Origin of the sequence: Halomonas sp. PAMB 3232 (assembly GCF_031954225.1) — a bacterium.
Classification (GTDB): Bacteria; Pseudomonadota; Gammaproteobacteria; order Pseudomonadales; family Halomonadaceae; genus Vreelandella.
The window spans coordinates 2896797-2918071 of the sequence record NZ_CP134865.1 but is presented as its reverse complement, the minus strand read 5'-3'; the positions used below and the strand labels follow the sequence as shown (position 1 = coordinate 2918071).

The following is a 21275-nucleotide window of genomic DNA, read 5'->3' as shown; positions in this document are numbered from 1 at the left end:
ATGCATTACCGGGGCGTCAGGCGCATCATTTTCAGCGTGAGGGGTTTCAGCGCGAAGGGAGCAGCGCAAGGTTCCAGGCGTTGGATTTAGCGCTTGAGCCTCTTCAATAGCGCCTCGGCAGTCGCCTCGGAGGAGCCGGGGTTCTGGCCGGTGATCAAAAGACCGTCCTCCACCACGTAGGCGCTCCAGTCATCGCCCTTCGAGTACTCGCCGCCTTGCTCCTTGAGCATGTCCTCGACCAGAAACGGCACCACTTTGGTAAGCCCCACGGCTTCTTCTTCACTATTGCTAAAGCCTGTCACCTTGCGCCCGGCGACCAGCGGTTTGCCATCGCTTTTGCGCACGTGGCGAAGCACGCCGGGGGCGTGGCACACCGCAGCAACCGGCTTGTCGGCGGCCAGGGCGTCTTCGATCAGGCGGGCCGAGGTGGCGCTTTCAGCCAAATCCCACAACGGGCCGTGGCCACCGGGATAGAAGATCGCATCGAAATCACTGACATCGATATCGTCGAGCGTTTGGGTGTGAGCCAGCGCGTGCTGCGCGTCAAGATCCTGCTTGAAACGGTTGGTGGCGTCGGTTTGGGCGTCCGGCGCGTCGCTCGATGGGTCCAGCGGCGGCTGGCCGCCGGCAGGGGAGGCCAGAGTCAGCTTGGCGCCCGCATCCAGAAAGGTGTAGTAGGGCGCGGCCAGCTCTTCGAGCCAGAAGCCGGTCTTGTTGCCGGTGTCGCCGAGCTTATCGTGAGAGGTCACGACCATCAGAATGTTCATCGCTGACTCCTTGTGTGGTCAAACATGTACAGGAAAAGACTCACTTGAGCGTAGGTAACTCGGCCCGCTGTTGCCAACGGGCCGGGGCGGTTCGCACTGGGGGTTAGCCCTCTGGCAGCCCGTCGAGCAGCAGTACGCGGTAGTCGGCGCCTAGAAAGCGGTGCTTTCGAGCCTCCTGATAGGCGGGGCTGTGGTACCAGGCGCGGGCGGCGTCCATGTCGGGGAAGCGCAGAATCACGCCGCCTTCCATGGCGCTGCCTTCCAGCACCTCGAAGTCGCCGTAGAACGCCAGCGGCTCAGGGTCATGACCTTCGCGGGCGGCCTTGGCTTTTTCACCGTAGGTTTTGAACTCCTGCTCGTCGTGGGTGCGTTCTTTAATTAGTACAACGTAGGCGGACATGCATTTACTCCTGTCATGAGCCGGATGGCGAGGTCTTCGGGCATCCGGCCTGGGGCCGTCAAGAACCCTGAATTCTGGCCCGAGATCGATAGGGCGTCCACCGCCGCGTGTTGGTGCCCGCCGCCGCCATGATAAAATGGCGCTCCTTTTTTCGCTTTTGAGCCTCTTGTATGCATGTGGATCTTTACCAGGTCGATGCCTTTGCCGACCGGCCGTTTGAAGGCAACCCCGCCGCCGTTTGTCCGCTCGACGCGTGGCTGGATGACACCCTGCTACAGGCCATCGCGGCGGAAAACAATCTATCGGAAACCGCGTTTTTCGTACCTGAGGGGGCGGGATACCGGCTGCGCTGGTTTACGCCCACGGTCGAAGTGGATCTTTGCGGTCACGCCACGCTGGCCGCCGCCTGGGTAATCTTTAACGCGCTGGGCGTGAATACCGAGATGCTTGCGTTTCAAACGCGAAGCGGTGAGCTGTTGGTCGCCCGCGACGGTGAGGCGTTGGCCATGACGTTTCCCGCCAAACCGCCCGCATCACTTGCATTGAAAGACGAGGTCGCCGCTGCCCTGGGGCTTTCCCAAGTCGACGAGGTGCTGATTGCCGACGATATCATCGCGGTGGTGGAAAACGCCCAGGTCGTCGCCACGATCACGCCGGACATGGCAAAACTCAGGGCGCTACCGGGAAGGGGCGTCGCCGTGACCGCGCCTGGTCAGGAGGAAGACTTCGTTTCGCGCTGGTTCGGCCCGAAGGTCGGCGTTGAAGAGGACCCGGTCACCGGCTCGGCGCATACCTCGCTTGCGCCCTACTGGGCCAAGCGGCTGGGTAAGCACTCACTTACGGCGCGTCAGGGCGGCGCACGTCAGGGTACGCTTCGGGTTCACCTGAAGGATGAGTACGTCGTGATTCAGGGGCGGGTCGCGCCGTACCTGACAGGTACGATCACGCTTTAATGCGCTTGCCAGAACGTCATGGCGTCGCCATCGACCGGGCCCTGGGCAGGCAGAGCAACGGCGGCGGCCCGCGCTTTCAACGCGTCGAAATCCTGCGGATTGCCGCGCTCCAAATCCGGCGTTTGGCCGGGTGGGTAGGCGCCAACCATGCAGAAATTGCCCTCGTCCTGCAGGCAGGCGTGACCGGTGCCCGCCGGTAGCACCAGCACATCGCCCGGGGTAAGCGTAATGACGGGCCCGTCGGGGCCACCCAGCTGCGCCCGGGCGCGGCCGCGAAACACGCCCAGCGCTTCGTGGGCATCGGCGTGGAAGTGCTGAAAATCGTAGAGGTGATAGCGCCAGGCGGGCGGCCAGCCGTTTTGCTCGAACAGCGCCTCGAGCGCCTGGGCGCACTGTTCGGCGTCAACGTGCGCGACCACGCCACGGTAAATCAGCACCGGCAGCCGTGAGTTGGGAAAGCCGCGTTGAACATCGCCTTCAAGATAAAGCGTTTCGAGCGTGGGTGTGCTCATTCTCTGCTCCTCGTCGCGTTAGGCGCTTTTCTAACTTTAGCAGCAGGGCGCTAACCGTCGAGGAGCCTGAGCTGGCGTTGCGCTTATTCGGGCAACTTGGCAATCACCTTGATTTCAAACTCGAACCCGGCCAGCCAGTTGACGCCGATCATCGTCCAGTTCGGGTAGGGCTGATTGGGAAACGCCCGGGCCTTGGTGGCCAGAACGCTCTCGAACTGGGCTTCAGGGTCGGTGTGGAAACTGGTCACATCGACGATATCGTCAAAGCTTGCCCCTGCGGCCTCCAGCACGCCTTGCAGGTTGTCGAAGGCGAGCTGGATCTGGCGTGCCAAATCAGGCTCCGGGGTGCCGTCTTCACGACTACCGACCTGGCCTGATACAAACAGAAAACCATTGGCGCGCACGGCCGCGCTATAACCGTTCTGTTCGTAAAGGGCCTGACGTTTATGGGGGAATACGACATCGCGTTGTGCCATAGCGGTCTCTCCATTGGTGGTTTACTGCAAAAAGTGTGCTTGATAACGCTACTTTAAGTCGGCTCAAGGGCGTGATAAACGCGCTATCCTGCCCAGCACTGTTTGCTCTTTCCAAACAATCACAAGGAGTGGGTCGCCATGGACCGTTTCACTGCCATGCAGGCTTTTGCCCGTGTTGTCGAGACCGGAAGCTTCACCCGGGCGGCGCAAACGCTGGGTATCAGCAAGACCAGCGTCACCCAGCTGGTGCAGCAGTTGGAGGCCAGGCTGCGGGTCAAGCTTTTAAACCGCACCACGCGCAAGGTGAATACCACGGAGGACGGCGCGGCCTACTATGCGCGTGTCGTTAAGCTTTTGGCGGATATGGACGATGCCGACACCAGCCTATCCAATGCGGCCGTCGCGCCACGCGGGCGGCTTAGAATCGATGTGCCCAGCCCGTTTGCACGCATGATTTTGATTCCCGCGCTGCCAGACTTTTGGGCGCAGTACCCCGATATTCAGCTCGACATGGGGGTCAGTGACCGTCGGGTGGATCTGATCGATGAAAGCGTGGATTGCGTCATCCGCGGGTCAGAGCTGACCGACCTTTCGCTAGTGGCCCGTCGCGTGGGGGAGCTTGGTTTGGGCATTTACGCAGCCCCGGAATATCTGGAAAAAACCGGCGTGCCTTCGCATCCTGCAACGCTTTCTGGCGCGCCTCACTATGTTGTCGGCTTCAAGTGGCGTGGCGGGGCGGCCTTTGCCCCCACGCTTTATCGCGGTGCACAAAGTGTCAGTGTCCCGGGGCGCTACCGGCTAATCGTCGACGATGGTAACGCTGCGCTAGCGGCGGGGTTGGCGGGGCTGGGCGTGGTGTGGTTGCCGGGTTACATGGCGCGCGAGCATGTCCTTCGCGGTGAGCTCGTTCAGCTATTCGATGATTGGCAGCTAGCGCCGATGCCGATGTTCGTTGCCTTTCGACCTCATCGTCACGTCAGCGCCAGGCTGCGCGTGTTCATCGAGTGGGTCGCTGCGCTGATGGCCGCGCAGTCTCCTGGCGTCGATCGATCCCACGAGGTAAAAGGCGCGAGTCGAACGCCGTCCGAGTGAGTTTTCCATAGACTAAAGTTGGGGGCAGTGGGGCGCTCCCCGGGCGGGTTTACTTGGTACGCTAGCCGGTAGCGTAAGGCGTTGGAGGTACGGACGCTTCACAGTTTCCCGTCTCGAGAGGTAAGGCGATTCCATGATCATTTCAAGCCCTTCGGATTACCGGCAAGCCGCCAAGCAGCGCATTCCCCGCTTTCTGTTCGACTACCTCGACGGCGGCTCGGTGACCGAGAGCACGCTGCGCGGCAACGTCGAGGCGCTGCAGGGCATTCCGCTGCGCCAGCGGGTATTGAAAGGCGGCGGTACGCCCACTCTCGATACCGAGATTCTGGGAAGCCAGTGGAAGATGCCGGTGGCGCTCGCCCCGGTCGGGGCCACGGGCCTGTACGCGCGGCGCGGCGAGGTACAGGCGGCGCGCGCCGCCGAGAAGGCGGGGATTCCCTATACGCTCTCGACCGTGTCGGTCTGCTCGATCGAGGAGGTGGCTCGCGATGCCCACGGCGAGCAGTGGTCGCAGCTTTATGTATTGAAGGATCGCGGCTTCATGAAAAACGCCCTGGAGCGCTCCTGGGAAGCGGGCATGAAGACGCTGGTGTTCACCGTGGACATGCCGCTGCCCGGTTCGCGCTATCGTGACCGGCGCTCGGGCATGTCCGGCCCCAACGCCAAGCTTCGCCAGTACGCCCAGGCGATCACCCATCCGCAGTGGGCGTATGACGTGGGGCTCAAGGGCAAGCCGCTGTCGTTTGGCAATATCGAGGCCTACACGCAGCGCACGATGGGCATGGACGATTACATGGGTTTTCTGGCCAAGAACTTCGATCCCTCGATCAGTTGGGATGAGCTGGCCTGGATTCGCGAAAGCTGGAAAGGCAAGCTGATCATCAAGGGGCTTCTGGACAAGGACGATGCCCGCGAGGCGCAGCGCATGGGCGCCGATGGCATCGTGGTGTCGAATCACGGCGGCCGCCAGCTCGACGGCGCGATCTCCACCGCCCAGGCGCTGCCGCATATCGTCGAAGAAGTCGGCGACGAACTCACCGTACTGGCGGACTCCGGCGTGCGCTCCGGGCTCGACGTGGTGCGCATGCTGGCCCTCGGCGCCAAGGGCGTGCTGCTCGGCCGCGCCTACGCCTACGCGCTGGCCGCCCGGGGCGAGGCGGGGGTCTCGCACCTTCTGGAGCTGATCGCCGCGGACATGCGCGTGACCATGACGCTGATCGGCGCCAATTCGCCCGCCGAGATCAACCAGAGCCATCTCGACGCGGTGGTGAAAGAGATGAAGATGAGCGAGTAGCGCCGCTCCCTCGCGCCGCTTGATCGCCCCGCCGTCATTGCGGGGCGTTTTCGTACTCAGGCGTTAATTCATTGGGCTGCGATACCTTGGCCCGTGATTTAGCCTTTACGCCGCCGTGGCGCCCCAGCGGAATCATCATCGGCTTGCCGGTCACCGGATCGTCAATGACCCGGCTTTCCAGGCCGAACACCTCACGCACCATCTGCTCGGTCAGCACGCTTTCGGGCGGCCCCGCCGCGTACACGCGCCCGCCCGCCATGGCGATCAGCGTATCGGCGTAGCGGGCGGCCAGGTTCAGCTCGTGGAGCACCATCACGACCGTAGTGCCGCGGGTCTGGTTGAGCTCGGTGAGTAGATCCAGCACGTCGATCTGGTGGTTGATGTCGAGAAAGGTGGTGGGCTCGTCGAGCAGCAGGACGCGGGTCTGCTGGGCCAGCGCCATGGCGATCCACACCCGCTGGCGCTGGCCGCCAGAGAGTTCGTCCACCGCGCGCTCGGCAAGCTCGCAAAGATGGGTGGCGGCCAGCGCATCGGCGACCGCCGCCTCGTCCGCTGCGCTCCAGCGCTTGAACAGCCCCTGGTGGGGGTGGCGGCCCCGGCTGACCAACTCCAGCACGCTGATGCCCTCCGGCGCAATGGGCGACTGCGGCAAAAAGCCGAGCTGGCGGGCGAGCTTTCGCCCGGGGACACCGTCGATGGCGTGGCCGTCGAGCAGCACACGCCCGCTGGCCGGGGTGATCAGCCTTGAGAGCACGCGCAACAGCGTCGACTTGCCGCAGGCGTTGGCCCCGACGATGGCGGTGATATGGCCGGGCGTCACTGTGACGCTGACGTTTTCGAGCACGCGGCGCTCGCCGTAGCCGGCAGTGAGCGCGTCGGCCTGCAGGGAGGATGCGTTCATGGGGCGCCCTTGCGTTGGTTGTCGCGAATGATCAGATAAACGAGGTAAGGCGCGCCCAGCACGCCGGTGACGATGCCGACCGGGTAGCGGGCGGGCAGCAGGAACTGCCCGGCGTAGTCGCTGGCGAGCACCAAAAGCGCTCCCACCAGCGCCGCCGACCAGAGCAGCGAGCCGTTCTGGCCGTTGATGCGCGCGGCGATCGGCCCGGAAAGAAACGCCACGAAGGCGATCGGCCCGGTCACCGCCGTGGCGAAGGCCACCAGGCCTACCGCCGCCAGCACCACGACGAGGCGAGTAACGCCAAGGCGCACGCCGAGCCCAGCGGCGAGCTCGTCGCCCAGGCGCAGCGCGTCGAGATCAGCGCGTCGGCTCAGCAACAGCCCGCCCAGCAGAGTCAGCGCCAGACCCAGCGGCAGCGCTTGCGCCAGGCGCACGCCGTTGACGCTGCCGGTGATCCAGCGAAGCGCCTCCTGCAGCGACCAGCTCGGCGCCTGCATCAGAAGATACGCCGTTACGCTTTGCAGCATGGCGGCAAGGCCGATGCCGATCAGGATCAGCCGAGCGCCGGTCACGCCGTCGCGCCAGGAGAGCAGGTAGATCGAAAGCGCCACGCCAAGCCCCGAGGCCACCGCCGCAAGCGCCACCGCCGGCCCGCTCCAGGAGAGCGCGACGATGGCAAACACCGCACCGGCGCTGGCGCCGCTGCTGATGCCGATGATGTCCGGACTCGCCAAGGGGTTGCGCAAGAGCGTCTGGAAGGCCACGCCGCCGAGACCAAAGCAGGCGCCGGCGAGCAGGCACGCCACCGCCCGGGGCAGGCGCAGCTCGCGCACGGTGAAGCTCGCGCCCGGTACGTCGATGCCGGCGAGCACCCGCGCCACCGTGGAAAGCGGGGTGTAGGACTGGCCCAGCGCGAGCGTCACCAGCACGCCCAACAAAAGCCCGGCGGCGAGCAGCATCAGCACGCTCCGGCGTCGCCTTGATTGGGCACGGCGCAGCGCGTTCAGATGCGCCCGCTGCGTGAGACTCGCCTGCTTCATGGCGCGCCCACCTTGCGACGGCGCACGATCCAGATGAACACCGGCGCGCCGACGAACGCCGTGACGATGCCCACGTCGAGCTCCGCCGGATGCGCCGCCAGCCGCCCGGCCACGTCGGCCAGCATCAGGAGTATCGCCCCGCCGAGGGCGGAGAACGGCAACAGCCAGCGATAGTCGGTGCCCACCAGCAGGCGGCAGGCGTGGGGCACGACCAGGCCCACGAAGCCGATCGGCCCGCACGCCGCGGTGGTCGCGCCGCACAAGAGCACCGCGCCGATCGCCGATATCGCTCGGGCCAGCACGACGTTTTCGCCGAGCCCGGCGGCGGTATCGTCGCCCAGTGCCAGCAGGTTGAGCTTACGCGCCGAGGCGACCGACACGATGAACCCCATCGCCAGGCAGGGCAGGATGGGAAGGAGTTGGCCGTAGGTCGCCCCGCCTACGCCGCCGACCAGCCAGGACTGCACCAGTCCCGAGATATCGCCCCGGGGCAGAATCACGGCGGTGGTGAGCGATGTGAGCGCGGCGGTGATCGCCGCGCCGGCCAGCGCCAGGCGAAGCGGCGTGGCCCCGCCGCGGCCCAGGCTTGCGATGGTGTAGACCGCGACCGCCGAAAGGCTCGCCCCGGTCAGGGCGCTAATGATGAAACCGAGGCTGGTCTGCATGTCGAACCAGGCAATGCCGATCACGACGGCCAGTGCGGCCCCGGCGTTGACGCCGAGAAGACCCGGGTCGGCCAGCGGGTTGCGCGTCAGCCCCTGCATGACGCCGCCGGCCACGCCCAGTGCGGCACCGGCGAGCAGCGCCAGCAGCGTGCGCGGCAGGCGGCTGGCCACGGCGGCGTCGCCCACGCTCTGCACCTGGCCTGTGAGCGCGGCGTGAATCTCCGCCCAGCCGACGTTTCGCGCGCCCAGCGCGATCGAAAGCGCTGCGGCCCCGATCAAAAGCACCACCAATAGCGCCGCGCCGGTCAGGCGCTTGGCCAGGTACCGGCGGTAGGCGCTCGGGCGCGCGGGCATCGCGTCACTCGGCCTTGCGCGCGGCGTCGGCGAGGAGCCTTGCATACTCATCCAGTACCCAGGCGATCGACATCGGCGTCGGGTTGGCGGCGGTGCCCAGGGGGCTGTCGTCGAGCATCACCACCGCGCCGTTCGCTACGGCGGGCAGGCGCGAGGTGAGCGGGTTGGCCTTGAGCTCATCCAGCAGTGACTCACCGCCGTAGGTGACCAGAATATCCACGTCGTTGAGTTCGTCGATCAGCTCGGCGCTGATGGAGCCGGAAAACTGACCTTCGGCGGCGTTATCCAGCACCACCTGGGGGGAGGCGAGGCCGAGATCGTGGAAGAACTGCACGCGGGCATCGTTATCCGAGTAGAAGGCGATCCGTCCCAGGTGGTTGGGGTCGAGATGCGTGACGAACATCGCGGTCTTGCCGTCGAGCACCGGATAGCGCGCGGCAGTCTCGCGAATCTGCGCCTCGAGTTCAGCAATCAGCGCGTCGCCTTCTTTTGCCATGCCCATGCCGGCGCTGTTCAGGCGAATCATGTCGCGCCAGCTCGTCGCCCAGGGGCCTTCGCGGTAACCCACTACCGGGGCGATCTGGCTGAGCGTGTCGTAGTCGCTTTGGCTAAGCCCGGAGTAGCCGGCCAGAATCACGTCCGGGCGGCTGGCGGCGACGGCCTCGAAGTCGATGCCGTCGCCTTCGTCATAAAGCGTCGGCGCGGGGGCATCGAGCGCTTGAAGGCGCGCCTCGACCCAGGGCAGCAGGCCGCTGCCGTTTTCGTCGCCGAAGTTGGCGGCGGCAAAGCCCACCGGTACCACGCCCAGCGCCAGCGGCACCTCGTGGTTCGCCCAAGCGACGGTGGCGATACGTTCAGGCGCCTGTTTGAGTACGGCGGTGCCCAGCGCATGGTCGATGCTCAAGGGGTAGTCTGTAGCGCTGGCCGGCGACAGCGGCAGAGCCGCTGCGGCCAGCGCCGTCAGGCCAAGTCTCTTGAGGCCGAGTCTGTTGCGGCCAAGTCGCTTGAAGCCAAGTCGCTTGAAGCCAGGCGCCTTGAGACGTTTGAGGGCGTACATGGACGGTTCCTTTAACAAAGCCGCCGCCCGGGGCATGCCCGGGCGGCGGAGAGGGGCGAGTCGCCTAGAAGTCGTAGCGCAGCGTGGTTGAGAGGCTACGCGGCTCGCCGTAGACACCGTAGCCGTTGACGTGGCTGTAGTACTTCTCGTCGAACAGGTTATCCACGTTGGCCTGCAGGCTGAGTGCCGGAGTGAATTCATAGCGGCCGAACAGGTTGGTCAGCGTGTAGCTGCCCTGTTCGAAGCGCTCAGGCAGGCCCGCCGGCGTGCTGAGATTGCTGGCACTCAGGCTGCTTTGCCAGTTGACGCCGCCGCCCAGCGTTAGCTGGCGAAGTGCGGGCACGTGGTAGCTGGCAAACAGCTTGAACAGCGAGCGCGGCTGGTTGAGATTGAAGTCGTCCTCATCGGAGGTCGCCGTAAAGTGCGAGTAGCCTGCGGTCAAATCCAGATCCTCGGTTACCGCGCCGCTGAGTTCTACCTCGAAGCCTTCGCTGACAATGCCGTCGACGCCTTCGTAAAACGTCTCGGTCTGGCCGGGAAGCCCCGGCAAGGCCGCGGCGACGTTGTCCTGCTCGATGCGAAATACGGAAACGGAGCCGTTCAAAAGGCCATCGAACCAGGCGGCCTTGAGGCCGGTTTCATAGTTCTTGCCCTCGACCGGGTCGAGGTAGCTGCCGCCAATGTCGAGATAGTTCTGCGGCTCGAAGATTTCGGTGTAGCTGGCAAACGCCGAGTAGGTGTCGTCGAAATCGAACACCAGCCCGCCGTAAGGCGTGACTTCGTACTTGCTCTGACTGTCCAGGCCGCGAAACTGGGTCATGCCTTCCCACTCGGTGTAGCGCGTGCCGGCGATCAGCGAAAGCGGCTCGGCCAGCGAAAAACGTGCCGCCGAGTAGACGGCCTTTTGCCGCGTGCTCGACGCCTCGGACGGCGCAAACGGTGCCCAGCCTTCATTGGGCGCGGTGCCGTTCCAGTTATTGAAATCTTCAACCGCGAAGCCGTCGATGAAAGTGTTCTCGTAGTCGTTGGTCTGGTCGCTGTAGCTTCCGCCGACGACCAGCTCGTGCTCACGACCGAATAGCTTAAAGGGGCCGCTTGCCTGGGCATCGACGGAGTCGACCTCGCGGTGGCCACGGTTCCAGCCGGTATAGAAGAACACGCCGCTGCCGTCTGCACGGCTGGGCAGCGTCCCCTCCACGTAGGGGTAGGCGAGCTTGCCGTCCATGTCCGTCTCTTCGTGGGTGCCCACTACTCGCGCCTGCCAGCCGTTGGCGAACCGATGGCTAATTTCGGCGAAGACCTTCTCGGAGTCGAAATCGTAGTAGGACCAGTCGGGGGCGACGCTGAACGAGCGCGAGTAGTCGGTCGGCGACCCGTCGTCGAACCACAGCGGAAGCCCGCCCCAGGTGGGCGAGGAGGTGTGGCTGTCCTGGTAGTCAAAACCCAGTGATACGGTCGTTGCGTCGGTGACGTCCGCGTCGATCACGCCGTAGCCGAAGGTGCGGCGCTTGTCTTCGCGATCAAGAAACGCGCCGCCTTCTTCATAGCCGCCGATGAAGCGCGCGCGCACGTCGCCGGAGGCGGTGAGCGGGGTCGAAAGATCCACCGTCGAGCCGCGCTCGTCCCAGCTGCCAAGCGTCCCGGAAATGGAGCCTTCGAACTCGCGGCTATCGGCGCGCTTGCGCACGAAGTTGACCGAGGCGCCGGGGTTGCCCGAGCCGGTCGTCAAGCCGTTGGCGCCGCGAATGACTTCCACGCGGTCGTAAATGGCGGTGTTGAGCCGGCCTTCGCCAAAGTACCAGCGGCCGTCGCGGTTGAGCGTGGGAATGCCGTCGTACTGATAGCTGTTGATCCGAAAACCGCGTGAATTGAAGCTGACCCGCTCGCTGTCGATCTTGTTGGTGGAAATGCCGGTGGTGTTGGCCAGCACGTCCTCGATGGAGTCCAGGTTCTGATCGCGAATGCGCTGTTCGGTCACGATACTGATCGCCTGGGGCAGCTCTCTTTGCGTGAGCGTAAGCCCCGTGCCGGCGGTGGTGCTGCGCCGCGTGTAGCCGACATTGTCGTAAAGGTTGGTGGCGGTGACCGTCACGGTTTCGAGCGTTTGAGACTCGTTTTCAGCTTGTGCGAACGCCTGACCGGCGCACAGCAGGCAGCTCGAGGCCAGAACCGTGACGGTCGCATTGGCGGCGAAAGGTGCGGTTTTCATAGGATCCCTTGAACGTACGTTATGCGCCTTATAAATGGACGCTATATAGAAAGTCACGTCAAAGGATATAAAAACCGTTATCTGGTGTAAATCTTCATGAGAATTGTTTTTATTTTTTATTGGTAGAGTTTTCGATCAGAGATTGTAAAGCGTTTGAATGATCCGACACTCGGCAGCCGTACCGCCACGGCACTGATCGACCACCTGGCGCAGCTCATTGGCTAGCGCTTGCAGTGCGCGAATACGCTCTTCCAAATGCGTCAAGTGGCGGCTGGCGATATCGTCGGCGACGGCGCAGCTGTGCTCCGGCTGATCTGACAGTGTCAAAAGCTCCTGAATGGTGCCCAAATCCAGCCCCAGTTCTCGGCCGTGGCGAATGAAGCCGATACGCGACAGCGCCTCGTCGCTGTAGTACCGATAGCCCTGCTCGCCGCGAGCGGGTGGCTTCAATAAACCGAGCTTTTCGTAATGGCGGATGCTTTCCGGTGAGCAGCCCGTGCGTTGGGCCACCTCGCCGATGCGATAGACATTGCTCATGGCTTGACCCTGTAACGGTTACAGGGTCTAGGCTAGTCATTCTCCCCTGAACGTACAAGCAGGAGGTCGCCATGAACACGATCGAAGCGCTATTGAGCGTTGCCCTTAGTGCCGCTCCCTGGCTGCTGCTGGGGCTATTCGTCGCCGGGCTGATCAAGGCCTTTCTTTCCGAGCAGATGCTCACACGCTGGCTGGGTGGTACCGGTTTGGGCAGCATTTTGCGCGCCTCAATCATCGGTATGCCGCTACCACTGTGCTCCTGCGGCGCCATTCCCACGGCCATGGCGCTGCATCGGGGCGGGGCCGGGCGCGGCCCGACCACGGCGTTTTTGATCAGCACCCCCGGCGTCGGGGCGGACTCCATCTTTTTGACCAGTGCGCTGCTCGGCCCCTTGATGGCCCTGTTGCGCGTACTGGGAGCCCTGGTGACCGCGATCGTGACCGGCATTCTGGTCAGCTTTACCAAAGAGCGCGCCGTGGCGGCCCCTGAAGCGTCATGCGGTGGCTGCTGTGGCTCACACGATACTCACGACCACCAAAGTGGCGCGACCCATGATGCGCCAGACACACTGTTGGGTCGCTTGCTGGCCGGGCTTCGCTACGCCTTCAGCGAGCTGCTGGACGATTTCAGCGTCTGGATCTTTGCCGGGTTGCTGCTGGCCGGCGTACTGATGGCTTGGGTGTCGCCGGACGCGCTGGCCGGCCTCTCGGGAGGGCCGCTGGCGCTTGCGCTGATGGCCCTCGTCGGCATTCCGCTTTACGTGTGCGCCGCCGCGGCCACGCCCATCGCCGCGGGACTTTTGCTCGCCGGTATTACCCCGGGCATGGCGCTGGTGTTTTTGCTGGCCGGCCCGATCACGAGCCTTGCCACGCTGGCCGTCTTTCGCCGCGAGCTCGGCACCGCGGCGCTGGCGATCTACATGGGCAGCATTTTCGTGGTGACGGTGGCACTGGGCGCGCTGGTCGATGCGGTGCTGGCGCACGTCGGGATCGACCCGGTCAGCCAGGCAGGGCAGGTGCAGGCGCTGTTGCCGTCGGGTATCGAGTGGGCGGCGCTGGCGGTGTTGGGCTTTTTCGCCCTGCGCCCGCTGCGCCGCCGAGTAGTGGGGTTTTGAGAGGCGTCAAGCGTTAGCGCGGCTCGTCTGGCGCCTCGATCGGTTCGGGCGTGATGTCGATAGGCTCGCGCAGCGCCTGTTTTTGCTCCAGCGTTTCGAGCGCGATCTGATAGCACTCCTCGATATGCTTGGTGCCCATGTACTTCATGGCGGTGTAGCTGATGGTGCCGGCCACGGCGCTGCCGATGACCGGCACGAATTTCGACGTCCCCTTGGCGGCGATCTTGAAACCCATCTTCTGCAGTAGGTTGATAATCAGCTTGCGGGTGATGTACTTGCCCGCCATCTTGCTGCCCACGTTGGAAATCGCGGTCATCACCATGACCTTCGACTGGGTATCCAGATCGTCGATCTGCTCCGGCGTAAGGCCAAAGCGCTCGTTTATCTGCGGAATCAAGCGCAGAAGAATCGCCACGTCAGAGCCGATGTCCACGCCCGGAATCGGGATGATGGCGGCGCCGGCGGAAAGGCTCGAGCTGCGGTTCACCTTCTTTTGACACGCTTTTTTCGCGTTTTCGAGCTCTGCGACGGTTTCGATCATTGCGTTTCTCCTTGCGTCGGCTTGCGAGGTCGCGCATCGCTGCCTTCCCTGCAGCGTTACCCGATTTAAGCGAATGTCCGCGCGCGTGGATACACGCCCGGCCTTGAAAGCGTAGCCAATAACACCGAGGCTCACACCCTGATGCGCAAACGCGACGCTTCGATATGACGTTTCATGGCCTCGCGGGCGCTCACCTCATCGCGATGATGCAGCGCGGTCACAATCGCGGCGTGCTCTTGCGCCACCTGGCGTGAATGCAGTAGACGGTCGCGTTCGGATTTGGGCTGGTTGAACCGGGCGCCAAAAATGACCCCGGTTTGAAGCGCCAGAAGCGAGCTGAGCAAAAACTTGTTACCGGACGTTTTAGCGATCTGCAGGTGAAAGTCGAAATCCTCCTGGGTGCCCTGTTGTTCCTTGCGAAATAGCGCGCAAAGCGCCTGCGCCTTTTGTTCAATGCGCTCGATATCGCCGGGCGTCTGGCGGCGTGCGGCCAGCGCTGCCGACTCGGTCTCGATCAACAAGCGAAAATCGAAAAGCGCATCCAGGTCCTGGCGGCTATCGATGAAACTTGGCGCGTCCAGCGCCGTGGTCGGGCGGGTCGCGACGAAGAGCCCGGCCCCCTGACGTGAGACGATTAGGCCTTCCGCTTTGAGGCGCGCCGTTACTTCCCTGACCGCGCTACGGCTCAGCGTATAGCGTTGTGAAAGCTCGGCTTCGGTAGGAAGCTTGGCCCCGCGCAAATACTGCCCGCGTAGTATCCAGTGATGCATGTCGTCGTATAAGGCTTTGGTCTTTTCGACTTTGGTCTTTGTTGTCATGCCCTGAAACTCGATGTCGATATCAATACCTTTATTTTACAGTTATTTAGGCCATTTCAATGGGTTTTAAAACAAACAAATTGCGCTGATTTGCTATTCCAAGTGTACTGCATGGGTCGGTTCTTCATTCTAATAAGGAGATAACAATGCGTGCACGTCATCCGCTTACCGCGCTGTTTTTGGCGCTTTCCTTGGCATCGACCGCCCAGGCCAATGACTTCGTTTTCGGACACATTTACGAGGCAAGCCATAGCCATCACCAATGGGCGCAGTGGGCTGCCGAGGAGATCGAAAAGCGCAGCGAAGGTCGCCACACCGTTGAAGTCTTTCCCTCTTCACAGCTGGGTAATGAGGTCGAACTCAACGAAGGGCTGGATCTGGGCGTCGTCGACATCATCTACACGGGTAACGCCTTTGCCGGCAACGCCTATCCGCCCATTGCCCTGGGCAGTGCCCCCTTCGTTTTCAGGAATTTCGATCATTGGCTCGCCTACGCCCGTAGCGACCTGTTTCAGGAGCTTGCTCAGGGGTACGAAGAGACCACCGGCCACGTGCCGCTGGGTCTGATCTACTTCGGCCAGCGCCACGTCACCGCCAACCAGCCCATCCTCACGCCGGAGGACATGCAGGGCATGAAGATTCGCGTGCCTGACGCAGCGCTTCTGCTCATGTTCCCGCGCGCCGTAGGCGCCAACCCCACGCCAATCGCGTTTTCAGAAGTGTATTTGGCGCTGCAGCAGGGCGTGGTCGACGGCCAGGAAAACCCGCTGCCGATCATCAAGGCGATGAAGTTCAACGAGGTGCAATCGGATATCTCGCTGACCGGCCATATCTTCGACAGTCAGCCGATCATCATGAGCGGCGACGCCTGGTCGCAGCTTTCCGAAGAGGATCAGACGCTGTTTCGCGAGGTCTTCCGTGAGGCCGGCGAGAAGGGGAGTGCGGATATTCAGCAGCAGGAGCAAGAACTGGTCACCTGGTTCGAGGAGAACGGTACCAATGTTCACGAAGTGGATCGCGAGCCCTTTGCAGCGCTGGTGCGCCCTTATCTGACCGCGGATGACGTGGGCTGGAGTGCCGAACAGCTCGAGCGTCTGGAGGCGATCGAGTAATGAACTCTCCAGAGGACAGACACCTCCCGACCTCTCGGGCGGCGGATGTCTCACCCGGCCGCGACGATGCGGCCGGCTCTGCGCCACCGCCCTCGTCTAACGCCATACCTGCTAGCGCCATGCCTGCTAACGCTATACCGGCCACGTCCGAGGTTGATGCGCCCGCCCCTCGATGGGTTTTCGAGGATCACGTGGCGCTTGGAGTACTGATACTGCTCGGCGGCGTGGTCTTTGCGCAGTTTCTATCGCGCTACGTGTTCAACCACTCGATCGGCTGGACCGAGGAGGGCGCTCGTATGCTGCTGGTACTGCTGGTCTTCATCGGCGCCGCCGGGGCGGCCTCGAGACGCGGCCATATCTACGTGGAGATTCTCGAGCTGGTGCTGCCCGAGCGCGGCAAGCGCTGGCTGAAGGGTTTCAATAACCTGCTGAGCGCGGTCTTTTTCGCCTATGTAGCCTGGCTTGCCTGGCAGGTGGGCCAGCGGGTCTGGAATTCCAGCATGAGCACGCTGCCGATCTCCAAGGGGTGGATCTACACGCTCGTGGCCGCCGCCCTTTTGATGATGGCGTATCGGCTCGCGCGCCAGGGAATCAGCCACTGGCGAGGAGAAACGTCGCTATGATCATTCTGCTTTTCGCAGCGCTTGGCGTACTGCTGTTGATCGGCGCGCCGGTAGCGGTGGCGTTGGCCGGCTCATCGCTGATCTACCTGCTCGCCGCCGACCGCATTCCGGATATCGTCCTGATTCAGCGCATGGTGGGCGGCGTGGACAGCTTCCCGTTGCTGGCGGTGCCGTTTTTCATCCTCGCCGGCAACCTGATGAACGTGTGCGGCGTGACCGAGCGTATCTTCAATTTCGCCGATTCCATGGTGGGTTGGATGCGCGGTGGGCTTGGCCATGTCAACGTGGGCGCATCGGTCATCTTTGCCGGGATGTCCGGGGCGGCGATCGCCGATGCCGGCGGGCTTGGCGCGGTCGAAATCAAGGCGATGCGCGAACAGGGCTATGACGTCGATTTCGCCGTGGGCATCACCGGCGCATCCTCGACGGTCGGGCCGATCATCCCGCCGTCGCTGCCGCTGGTGGTGTACGGCGTAGTGGCCGGCGCCTCGATCGGCCAGCTGTTCGTTGCCGGTATCGTGCCGGGGCTTCTGATCGCGGGGCTTTTGATGCTGATGGTCGCGGTGATCTCGCATCGGCGCGGCTACCCTGTCGGGGCGCGCTTTTCTCTGACGCGGCTGGCCTCGACCTTTGTGCACGCGGCGCTATCGCTGCTGATTCCGGTGATCATCGTGGGCGGCATCGTGCTGGGGATCTTCACACCCACTGAAAGTGCGATCGCGGCGGTGGCCTACGTGCTGGTGCTGGCCACGCTCGTTTACCGCAGCGCCGGCTGGCGCCAGATCATCACCGTGTTTCGTGAAACCATCGAAATGACCTCGGTGGTGCTCTTGATCGTCGCGGCATCTTCCATTTTTGCCTGGATTCTGACCCGCGAAGGCGTACCGACGGCCTTTGCCGGCGCCGTCATGGCGGTGGCCGACAACCCGATTTTGATCCTGATTCTGATCAATTTGATCTTGCTGGTGGTGGGCTGCTTCATGGAAACCGTGGCGGCGATCACGATCCTGACGCCGGTGCTCCTGCCGTTGGCCGTGCAGGCCGGCGTCGACCCGGTGCAGTTCGGCATCATCATGGTGCTCAACCTGATGATCGGGCTTTTGACACCGCCGGTGGGGCTGGTGCTGTTCGTGCTGGCGCGAGTGGCCGATATCTCCTTTCCTCGCGCGGTGCGCGCGACGCTTCCGTTCATCGCGGCCCTTTTGGTATCGCTGGTACTGATTACCTTCATTCCGGCGCTGACGCTCTGGCTGCCCAGCCTCATCTAATTTGGAGCCTTTTGCATGAATCAACCTCTCGACACTGCCCGTGATGGCGCCGCCACCGTTCGGGGTGCGCGGATCGAGTCGATCGACATGGTGCCCATCGGAAGCTTTTTGCCAGCGGATGGCGGTTACGGCAGCGCTCGCGAAATCGGCCACGCCCGTATGGCGACGCTGATCTTCGTGCGCTTGGCCTCGGGCATCGTGGGGGTCGGCGAGTGCTACGGGCCACCGAAAACGACGCGTGGCTACCTCGACATTCTGCGCGAGGCCTACATTGGCCAGAGCGCCTTCGATCATCGGGTGATCTGGCGGCGCATGACCAACGTGCTCTATCACGTGCGCGCTCAAAGCCAGCTCGCCGCCGCGGTCAGCGGGCTGGATATCGCGCTGCACGACGGGATCGGCCAACTGCTGGGGCTCCCGATCTACCGCCTGCTCGGCGGCGAGGAGCAGGCATCGGTCCAGGTCTACGCCTCCGGCGGCTACTTCCATGAGCCAGCCGCGCTTTCGCTCGAGGCACAGCTCGAGCGCGTGGCCGGTAAGTTCGAGGGCTACAAGATCAAGATCGGCCGCGGCATCAAGAGCGACGTCGAGCGGATGGCGAGCGCACGGCGTATCCTGGGCGATGACGTGGCGATCATGGCGGACATCAACGGCGCCTACACCGCGGACATCGCGCTGGAAGCCATGGAGGCACTCGCGCCGTTTCGTCCCTACTGGATCGAAGAGCCCGTCGCGCCGGAGGACCTGCCCGGGTTCCGGCGACTGGCCTCGCGCCGGTCGGGGCGCGTCGCGGCGGGGGAGGCCTCGGTCAACGCAGTGGAATTTCGCGAGCTGGCGGCGACCGGCGGGGTCGATGTGCTGATGCCGGATCTCAATCTGTGCGGCGGCTTCGTCGAAGCGCTGCGTATCGCCGACATGGCGCAGTTGAACGGCTTAAGGATATCGCCTCACGTGTGGGGAAGCGCGGTGGGCATCGTGGCTGCCGCCCATTACGCCGCTGCGCTAGCGCCGCACCCGCACCCGGCGCGCGATCACACCCCGACCTGGGTCGAGTTCGACGTCTCCGCCGACAACCCGCTGCGCGAGGCGCTTTTGAGCCAACCGCTATGCTTGGATCATGGCCGACTGGCGCTGCCGAAAGGGCCGGGGCTCGGCATCGAAATCGACCGCGAGCGGCTCGCCGCGCTTACCCTCGACGTGTAGAAAAATCGTAAAGACAGATTGGGAAGAACAGATAGGAAAAAACAGACAGGAAAGAACCGAGAGAAAAGAACCGAGAGAAAAGAATGAGGGGCGCTGACCATCTGATCAGCGCCCCTCTTTTTTTACAGACCGTTTTAACCGACCGGCCTGATGACGCGATTACTCCTGGGCTTCCGGTTCCTCGTCGTCCGTGTCGGTCTCTTCACTATCGATATCATCGGCCTCGTTCGAGGCCGGCTCGACCGCGCTGGATGTCTCGTTGGCCTCGCTGTTTTCCGCATCGCTTCTGGCGGCGGTCACGACCGGCTCGTCTGGGGCGATGCGCCAGACCACGTTGGTTAGATCATCAGCGACGATCACCGCGCCGTCCGGGGCGACGGTGACGCCGACCGGGCGGCCGCGAGCGTTGCCGTCCTCGGTCAAAAAGCCGCTGACGAAATCGATCGGGTCACCGGCGGGCGCATCGTTCTCGAAGGGGATGAACACCACCTTGTAGCCGACCGGGTCGGCGCGGTTCCAGCTGCCGTGCTCGCCGACGAACACGCCGTCGGCGTACTCATCGCCTACCTCGGGAATGGAGAACGCCACGCCCAGCGGGGCCACGTGGGAACTCAGGCTGTAGTCCGGGGCGATCGCGGCATCGACCTTTTCCTGGTTTTGCGGCTGAACGCGTGGGTCGACGTTCTGGCCCCAATAGCTGTAGGGCCAGCCGTAGAAGCCGCCTTCCTGTACCGTGGTCAGATAGTCCGGTACCAGGTTCGGGCCCAGCTCGTCGCGCTCGTTGACCACCGCCCAGAGCTGATCGGTACCGGGCTGGATGGCGAAGTCGGTAGGGTTACGAAGGCCGGTGGCGTAGGGGCGGTGAGCACCGGTCTCGGCATCGATCTCCCACACCTCGGCACGGTTCACCTCGGCGTCCATGCCGCGCTCGGTGATGTTGCTGTTCGAGCCGATGCCGACGTAGAGATACTCGCCGTCGGCGCTGGCAACCATTGCCTTGGTCCAGTGGTGATTGATCTCGGCGGGAAGCTGGGCGATCACTTCCGGCGCGCCGCTGGCCTCACGCTGGCCCTCTTCGTAGTCAAAGCGTACCAGCGCATCCTGATTGGCCACGAATAGATCGTTATCGATCAGCGCCAGGCCGTAAGGAGCGTTCAGGTTCTCGGCGAAGACGGACTGCTCATAGGTGCCGTCGCCGTTGGGACGCAACAGCGTCAGACGATCGCCGCTTTCGACCGAGGTGTTGCCCTTGCTTTTGATCACCCCGGCGATGAAGTCCTTGGGCTTGAGCTGCGGGGCGTTGCCGCCGCTGCCTTCGGCCACCAGAATATCGCCGCCCGGCAGCACGATGGTCTGGCGCGGCACCAGAAGGTCAGTGCCAATGGCGGAGATCGTATAGCCCTCGGGCACGGTGGGGAGTTGATCGCCCCATTCAGCGGGCTCCGGCACGGTCATGTTTGGTAACAGGCCGCGCTCGGGCTCCGGCAGCGTTGGGTTAGGGCCATAGGGCTGCTCGACATCGGCGGCGTTGACGCTGGTGGCCACCAGTAAGGCGGAAAGAGGCGCCAGATAGTGGACGCGAGACTTGAGGCAAAAGGCATTCATGAGGCGACTCCGGCAGCGCGCGTGCGGGTGAATCCGAGAAAAAGAGCGACCAGGGTCAAAACGACCACGACGATCGAGAGCATGAGGCCTGCGGGCATCATCGCCCAGGCGTCTTTAGCGTGAACCAGGGCGTTGATGAAGCCGAGTACCCAGCTCACCACCAGCACCGCCAGATACACAAGCGACAGCCCCTTGCGCCGCTCGGCGCGAAAAACGCCGATTAGCGCGGCAAGAATCGCCAAACCGTTGAAGACCAGACCCCCGGCGATCAGCCAGGAAGCGAACGTACCCCACTGGATGTGATAGCTGGTGAAATAGACGTAGTCGCACAGGGCGGCGCCGAGAAAAAGCGGGAGCATGCCCGCCAACAGAACGGCATGAAGCGGGTGAATGCCGCCATAAGCCCTGGGGTGTGCAGTCGTCTGCATGGTGTTCCTCCTTGATGGATGACCCGGTGCGGTGCGCCGGACACGTTCGCTCCATGGCAAGCTTTCAGGTGCCCGGTCGATGACCGTGTGCTTGAGTATAGGAGACGTTACGCCGGGACAGACAACATTCCTTTTGAGCGCCAGTCCTCATTCGGCAGCGCTCGAGCGTACAATCGGCCTGAATCGAAGTGTTCGTTAATTGACACGTCGAATTTTTTCGCTTTCGCGTAAGTCACTATCAATATGCGGTAATTGGTTGCTCAACTAATGTCTAAGTAGTCTGTAAATTAACTAAAATCATAATC

General features: G+C 63.3%; 22 protein-coding genes. 8 read left to right on the top strand and 14 right to left on the bottom strand.

The window, feature by feature from the left end; translation table 11 throughout:
* Positions 1 to 86: 86 nt before the first annotated feature.
* Together RN346_RS13325 and RN346_RS13320 are read right to left on the bottom strand one after the other, a co-directional pair.
* A complete protein-coding gene (locus RN346_RS13325; protein WP_263586347.1) occupies positions 87 to 767 on the bottom strand; it encodes a type 1 glutamine amidotransferase domain-containing protein in 681 nt (226 codons plus the stop codon).
* Between the two features lie 103 nt (positions 768 to 870).
* A complete protein-coding gene (locus tag RN346_RS13320; RefSeq protein ID WP_311961389.1) occupies positions 871 to 1167 on the bottom strand; it encodes a DUF1330 domain-containing protein in 297 nt (98 codons plus the stop codon).
* 170 nt (positions 1168 to 1337) lie between these two features.
* Between RN346_RS13320 and RN346_RS13315 the strand changes: the two genes are divergently transcribed.
* A complete protein-coding gene (locus RN346_RS13315) occupies positions 1338 to 2120 on the top strand; it encodes a PhzF family phenazine biosynthesis protein (RefSeq protein ID WP_311961388.1) in 783 nt (260 codons plus the stop codon).
* On the opposite strand, the gene RN346_RS13310 is transcribed toward RN346_RS13315, so the two are convergent.
* Together RN346_RS13310 and RN346_RS13305 are read right to left on the bottom strand one after the other, a co-directional pair.
* Complete coding sequence (locus RN346_RS13310) at positions 2117 to 2632, bottom strand: cupin (protein ID WP_311961387.1); 516 nt, start codon at positions 2630 to 2632, stop codon at positions 2117 to 2119. The genes RN346_RS13315 and RN346_RS13310 overlap by 4 nt on opposite strands.
* Before the next feature lie 83 nt (positions 2633 to 2715).
* The gene (locus RN346_RS13305) at positions 2716 to 3108 is read right to left on the bottom strand and encodes a RidA family protein (protein ID WP_263586351.1); all 393 of its coding nucleotides are present in this window, start codon (positions 3106 to 3108) and stop codon (positions 2716 to 2718) included.
* 138 nt (positions 3109 to 3246) lie between these two features.
* Between RN346_RS13305 and RN346_RS13300 the strand changes: the two genes are divergently transcribed.
* Complete coding sequence (locus tag RN346_RS13300; protein WP_311961386.1) at positions 3247 to 4200, top strand: LysR family transcriptional regulator; 954 nt, start codon at positions 3247 to 3249, stop codon at positions 4198 to 4200.
* A gap of 133 nt (positions 4201 to 4333) precedes the next feature.
* Positions 4334 to 5494 carry an FMN-dependent L-lactate dehydrogenase LldD gene (lldD, locus tag RN346_RS13295; protein ID WP_311961385.1) on the top strand — a complete coding sequence of 387 codons (1161 nt, stop codon included), beginning with the start codon at positions 4334 to 4336 and terminating at the stop codon, positions 5492 to 5494.
* Positions 5495 to 5528: 34 nt separating this feature from the next.
* Here the strand turns inward: lldD and RN346_RS13290 are convergent, their stop codons facing one another.
* The 6 genes from RN346_RS13290 to RN346_RS13265 all read right to left on the bottom strand — a co-directional run bounded on the left by RN346_RS13290 (position 5529) and on the right by RN346_RS13265 (position 12257).
* Entirely contained in the window at positions 5529 to 6395 is an 867-nt protein-coding gene (locus RN346_RS13290) for an ABC transporter ATP-binding protein (protein ID WP_311961384.1), read from the bottom strand.
* Positions 6392 to 7435, bottom strand: a complete 1044-nt coding sequence (locus tag RN346_RS13285; protein WP_311961383.1) for an iron ABC transporter permease — start codon at positions 7433 to 7435, stop codon at positions 6392 to 6394. The genes RN346_RS13290 and RN346_RS13285 overlap by 4 nt, the downstream gene beginning before the upstream one ends.
* The gene (locus RN346_RS13280) at positions 7432 to 8454 is read right to left on the bottom strand and encodes an iron ABC transporter permease (RefSeq protein WP_311961382.1); all 1023 of its coding nucleotides are present in this window, start codon (positions 8452 to 8454) and stop codon (positions 7432 to 7434) included. Before RN346_RS13280 ends, RN346_RS13285 begins: the two co-directional genes overlap by 4 nt.
* A 4-nt stretch (positions 8455 to 8458) precedes the next feature.
* Positions 8459 to 9511, bottom strand: coding sequence for an iron-siderophore ABC transporter substrate-binding protein (locus RN346_RS13275; protein WP_311961381.1), 1053 nt, complete (start codon positions 9509 to 9511; stop codon positions 8459 to 8461).
* Positions 9512 to 9575: 64 nt separating this feature from the next.
* Positions 9576 to 11720 (bottom strand): ferric-rhodotorulic acid/ferric-coprogen receptor FhuE, encoded by a 2145-nt coding sequence (gene fhuE, locus RN346_RS13270; protein WP_311961380.1) that lies wholly within the window; start codon positions 11718 to 11720, stop codon positions 9576 to 9578.
* A 135-nt stretch (positions 11721 to 11855) separates the two neighbouring features.
* Positions 11856 to 12257 carry a helix-turn-helix domain-containing protein gene (locus RN346_RS13265; protein WP_263586358.1) on the bottom strand — a complete coding sequence of 134 codons (402 nt, stop codon included), beginning with the start codon at positions 12255 to 12257 and terminating at the stop codon, positions 11856 to 11858.
* A gap of 71 nt (positions 12258 to 12328) precedes the next feature.
* On the opposite strand from RN346_RS13265, the gene RN346_RS13260 reads away from it, so the two are divergent.
* Entirely contained in the window at positions 12329 to 13372 is a 1044-nt protein-coding gene (locus RN346_RS13260) for an SO_0444 family Cu/Zn efflux transporter (RefSeq protein ID WP_311961379.1), read from the top strand.
* A gap of 13 nt (positions 13373 to 13385) precedes the next feature.
* Here the strand turns inward: RN346_RS13260 and RN346_RS13255 are convergent, their stop codons facing one another.
* On the bottom strand, positions 13386 to 13913 hold the full coding sequence (locus RN346_RS13255; protein WP_311958509.1) for a hypothetical protein: 528 nt from the start codon (positions 13911 to 13913) through the stop codon (positions 13386 to 13388).
* A gap of 131 nt (positions 13914 to 14044) precedes the next feature.
* Positions 14045 to 14731: an FCD domain-containing protein gene (locus tag RN346_RS13250; RefSeq protein ID WP_311958508.1), complete on the bottom strand. Its 687-nt coding sequence runs from the start codon at positions 14729 to 14731 to the stop codon at positions 14045 to 14047.
* Between the two features lie 146 nt (positions 14732 to 14877).
* On the opposite strand from RN346_RS13250, the gene RN346_RS13245 reads away from it, so the two are divergent.
* From RN346_RS13245 to RN346_RS13230, 4 genes are all read left to right on the top strand, one after another.
* Positions 14878 to 15843, top strand: a complete 966-nt coding sequence (locus RN346_RS13245) for a sialic acid TRAP transporter substrate-binding protein SiaP (protein WP_311958507.1) — start codon at positions 14878 to 14880, stop codon at positions 15841 to 15843.
* 191 nt (positions 15844 to 16034) lie between these two features.
* Positions 16035 to 16466: a TRAP transporter small permease gene (locus tag RN346_RS13240; RefSeq protein WP_311958506.1), complete on the top strand. Its 432-nt coding sequence runs from the start codon at positions 16035 to 16037 to the stop codon at positions 16464 to 16466.
* Positions 16463 to 17734, top strand: coding sequence for a TRAP transporter large permease (locus RN346_RS13235; RefSeq protein ID WP_263586364.1), 1272 nt, complete (start codon positions 16463 to 16465; stop codon positions 17732 to 17734). Before RN346_RS13240 ends, RN346_RS13235 begins: the two co-directional genes overlap by 4 nt.
* A gap of 15 nt (positions 17735 to 17749) precedes the next feature.
* The gene (locus RN346_RS13230) at positions 17750 to 18937 is read left to right on the top strand and encodes a mandelate racemase/muconate lactonizing enzyme family protein (RefSeq protein ID WP_311961378.1); all 1188 of its coding nucleotides are present in this window, start codon (positions 17750 to 17752) and stop codon (positions 18935 to 18937) included.
* Between the two features lie 159 nt (positions 18938 to 19096).
* Here RN346_RS13230 and RN346_RS13225 read toward each other — a convergent pair whose 3' ends face one another.
* Both RN346_RS13225 and RN346_RS13220 read right to left on the bottom strand, forming a co-directional pair.
* Positions 19097 to 20542 (bottom strand): sorbosone dehydrogenase family protein, encoded by a 1446-nt coding sequence (locus RN346_RS13225; RefSeq protein WP_311961377.1) that lies wholly within the window; start codon positions 20540 to 20542, stop codon positions 19097 to 19099.
* Positions 20539 to 20970, bottom strand: a complete 432-nt coding sequence (locus tag RN346_RS13220; protein ID WP_263586367.1) for a DUF2231 domain-containing protein — start codon at positions 20968 to 20970, stop codon at positions 20539 to 20541. The genes RN346_RS13225 and RN346_RS13220 overlap by 4 nt, the downstream gene beginning before the upstream one ends.
* Positions 20971 to 21275: the final 305 nt, after the last annotated feature.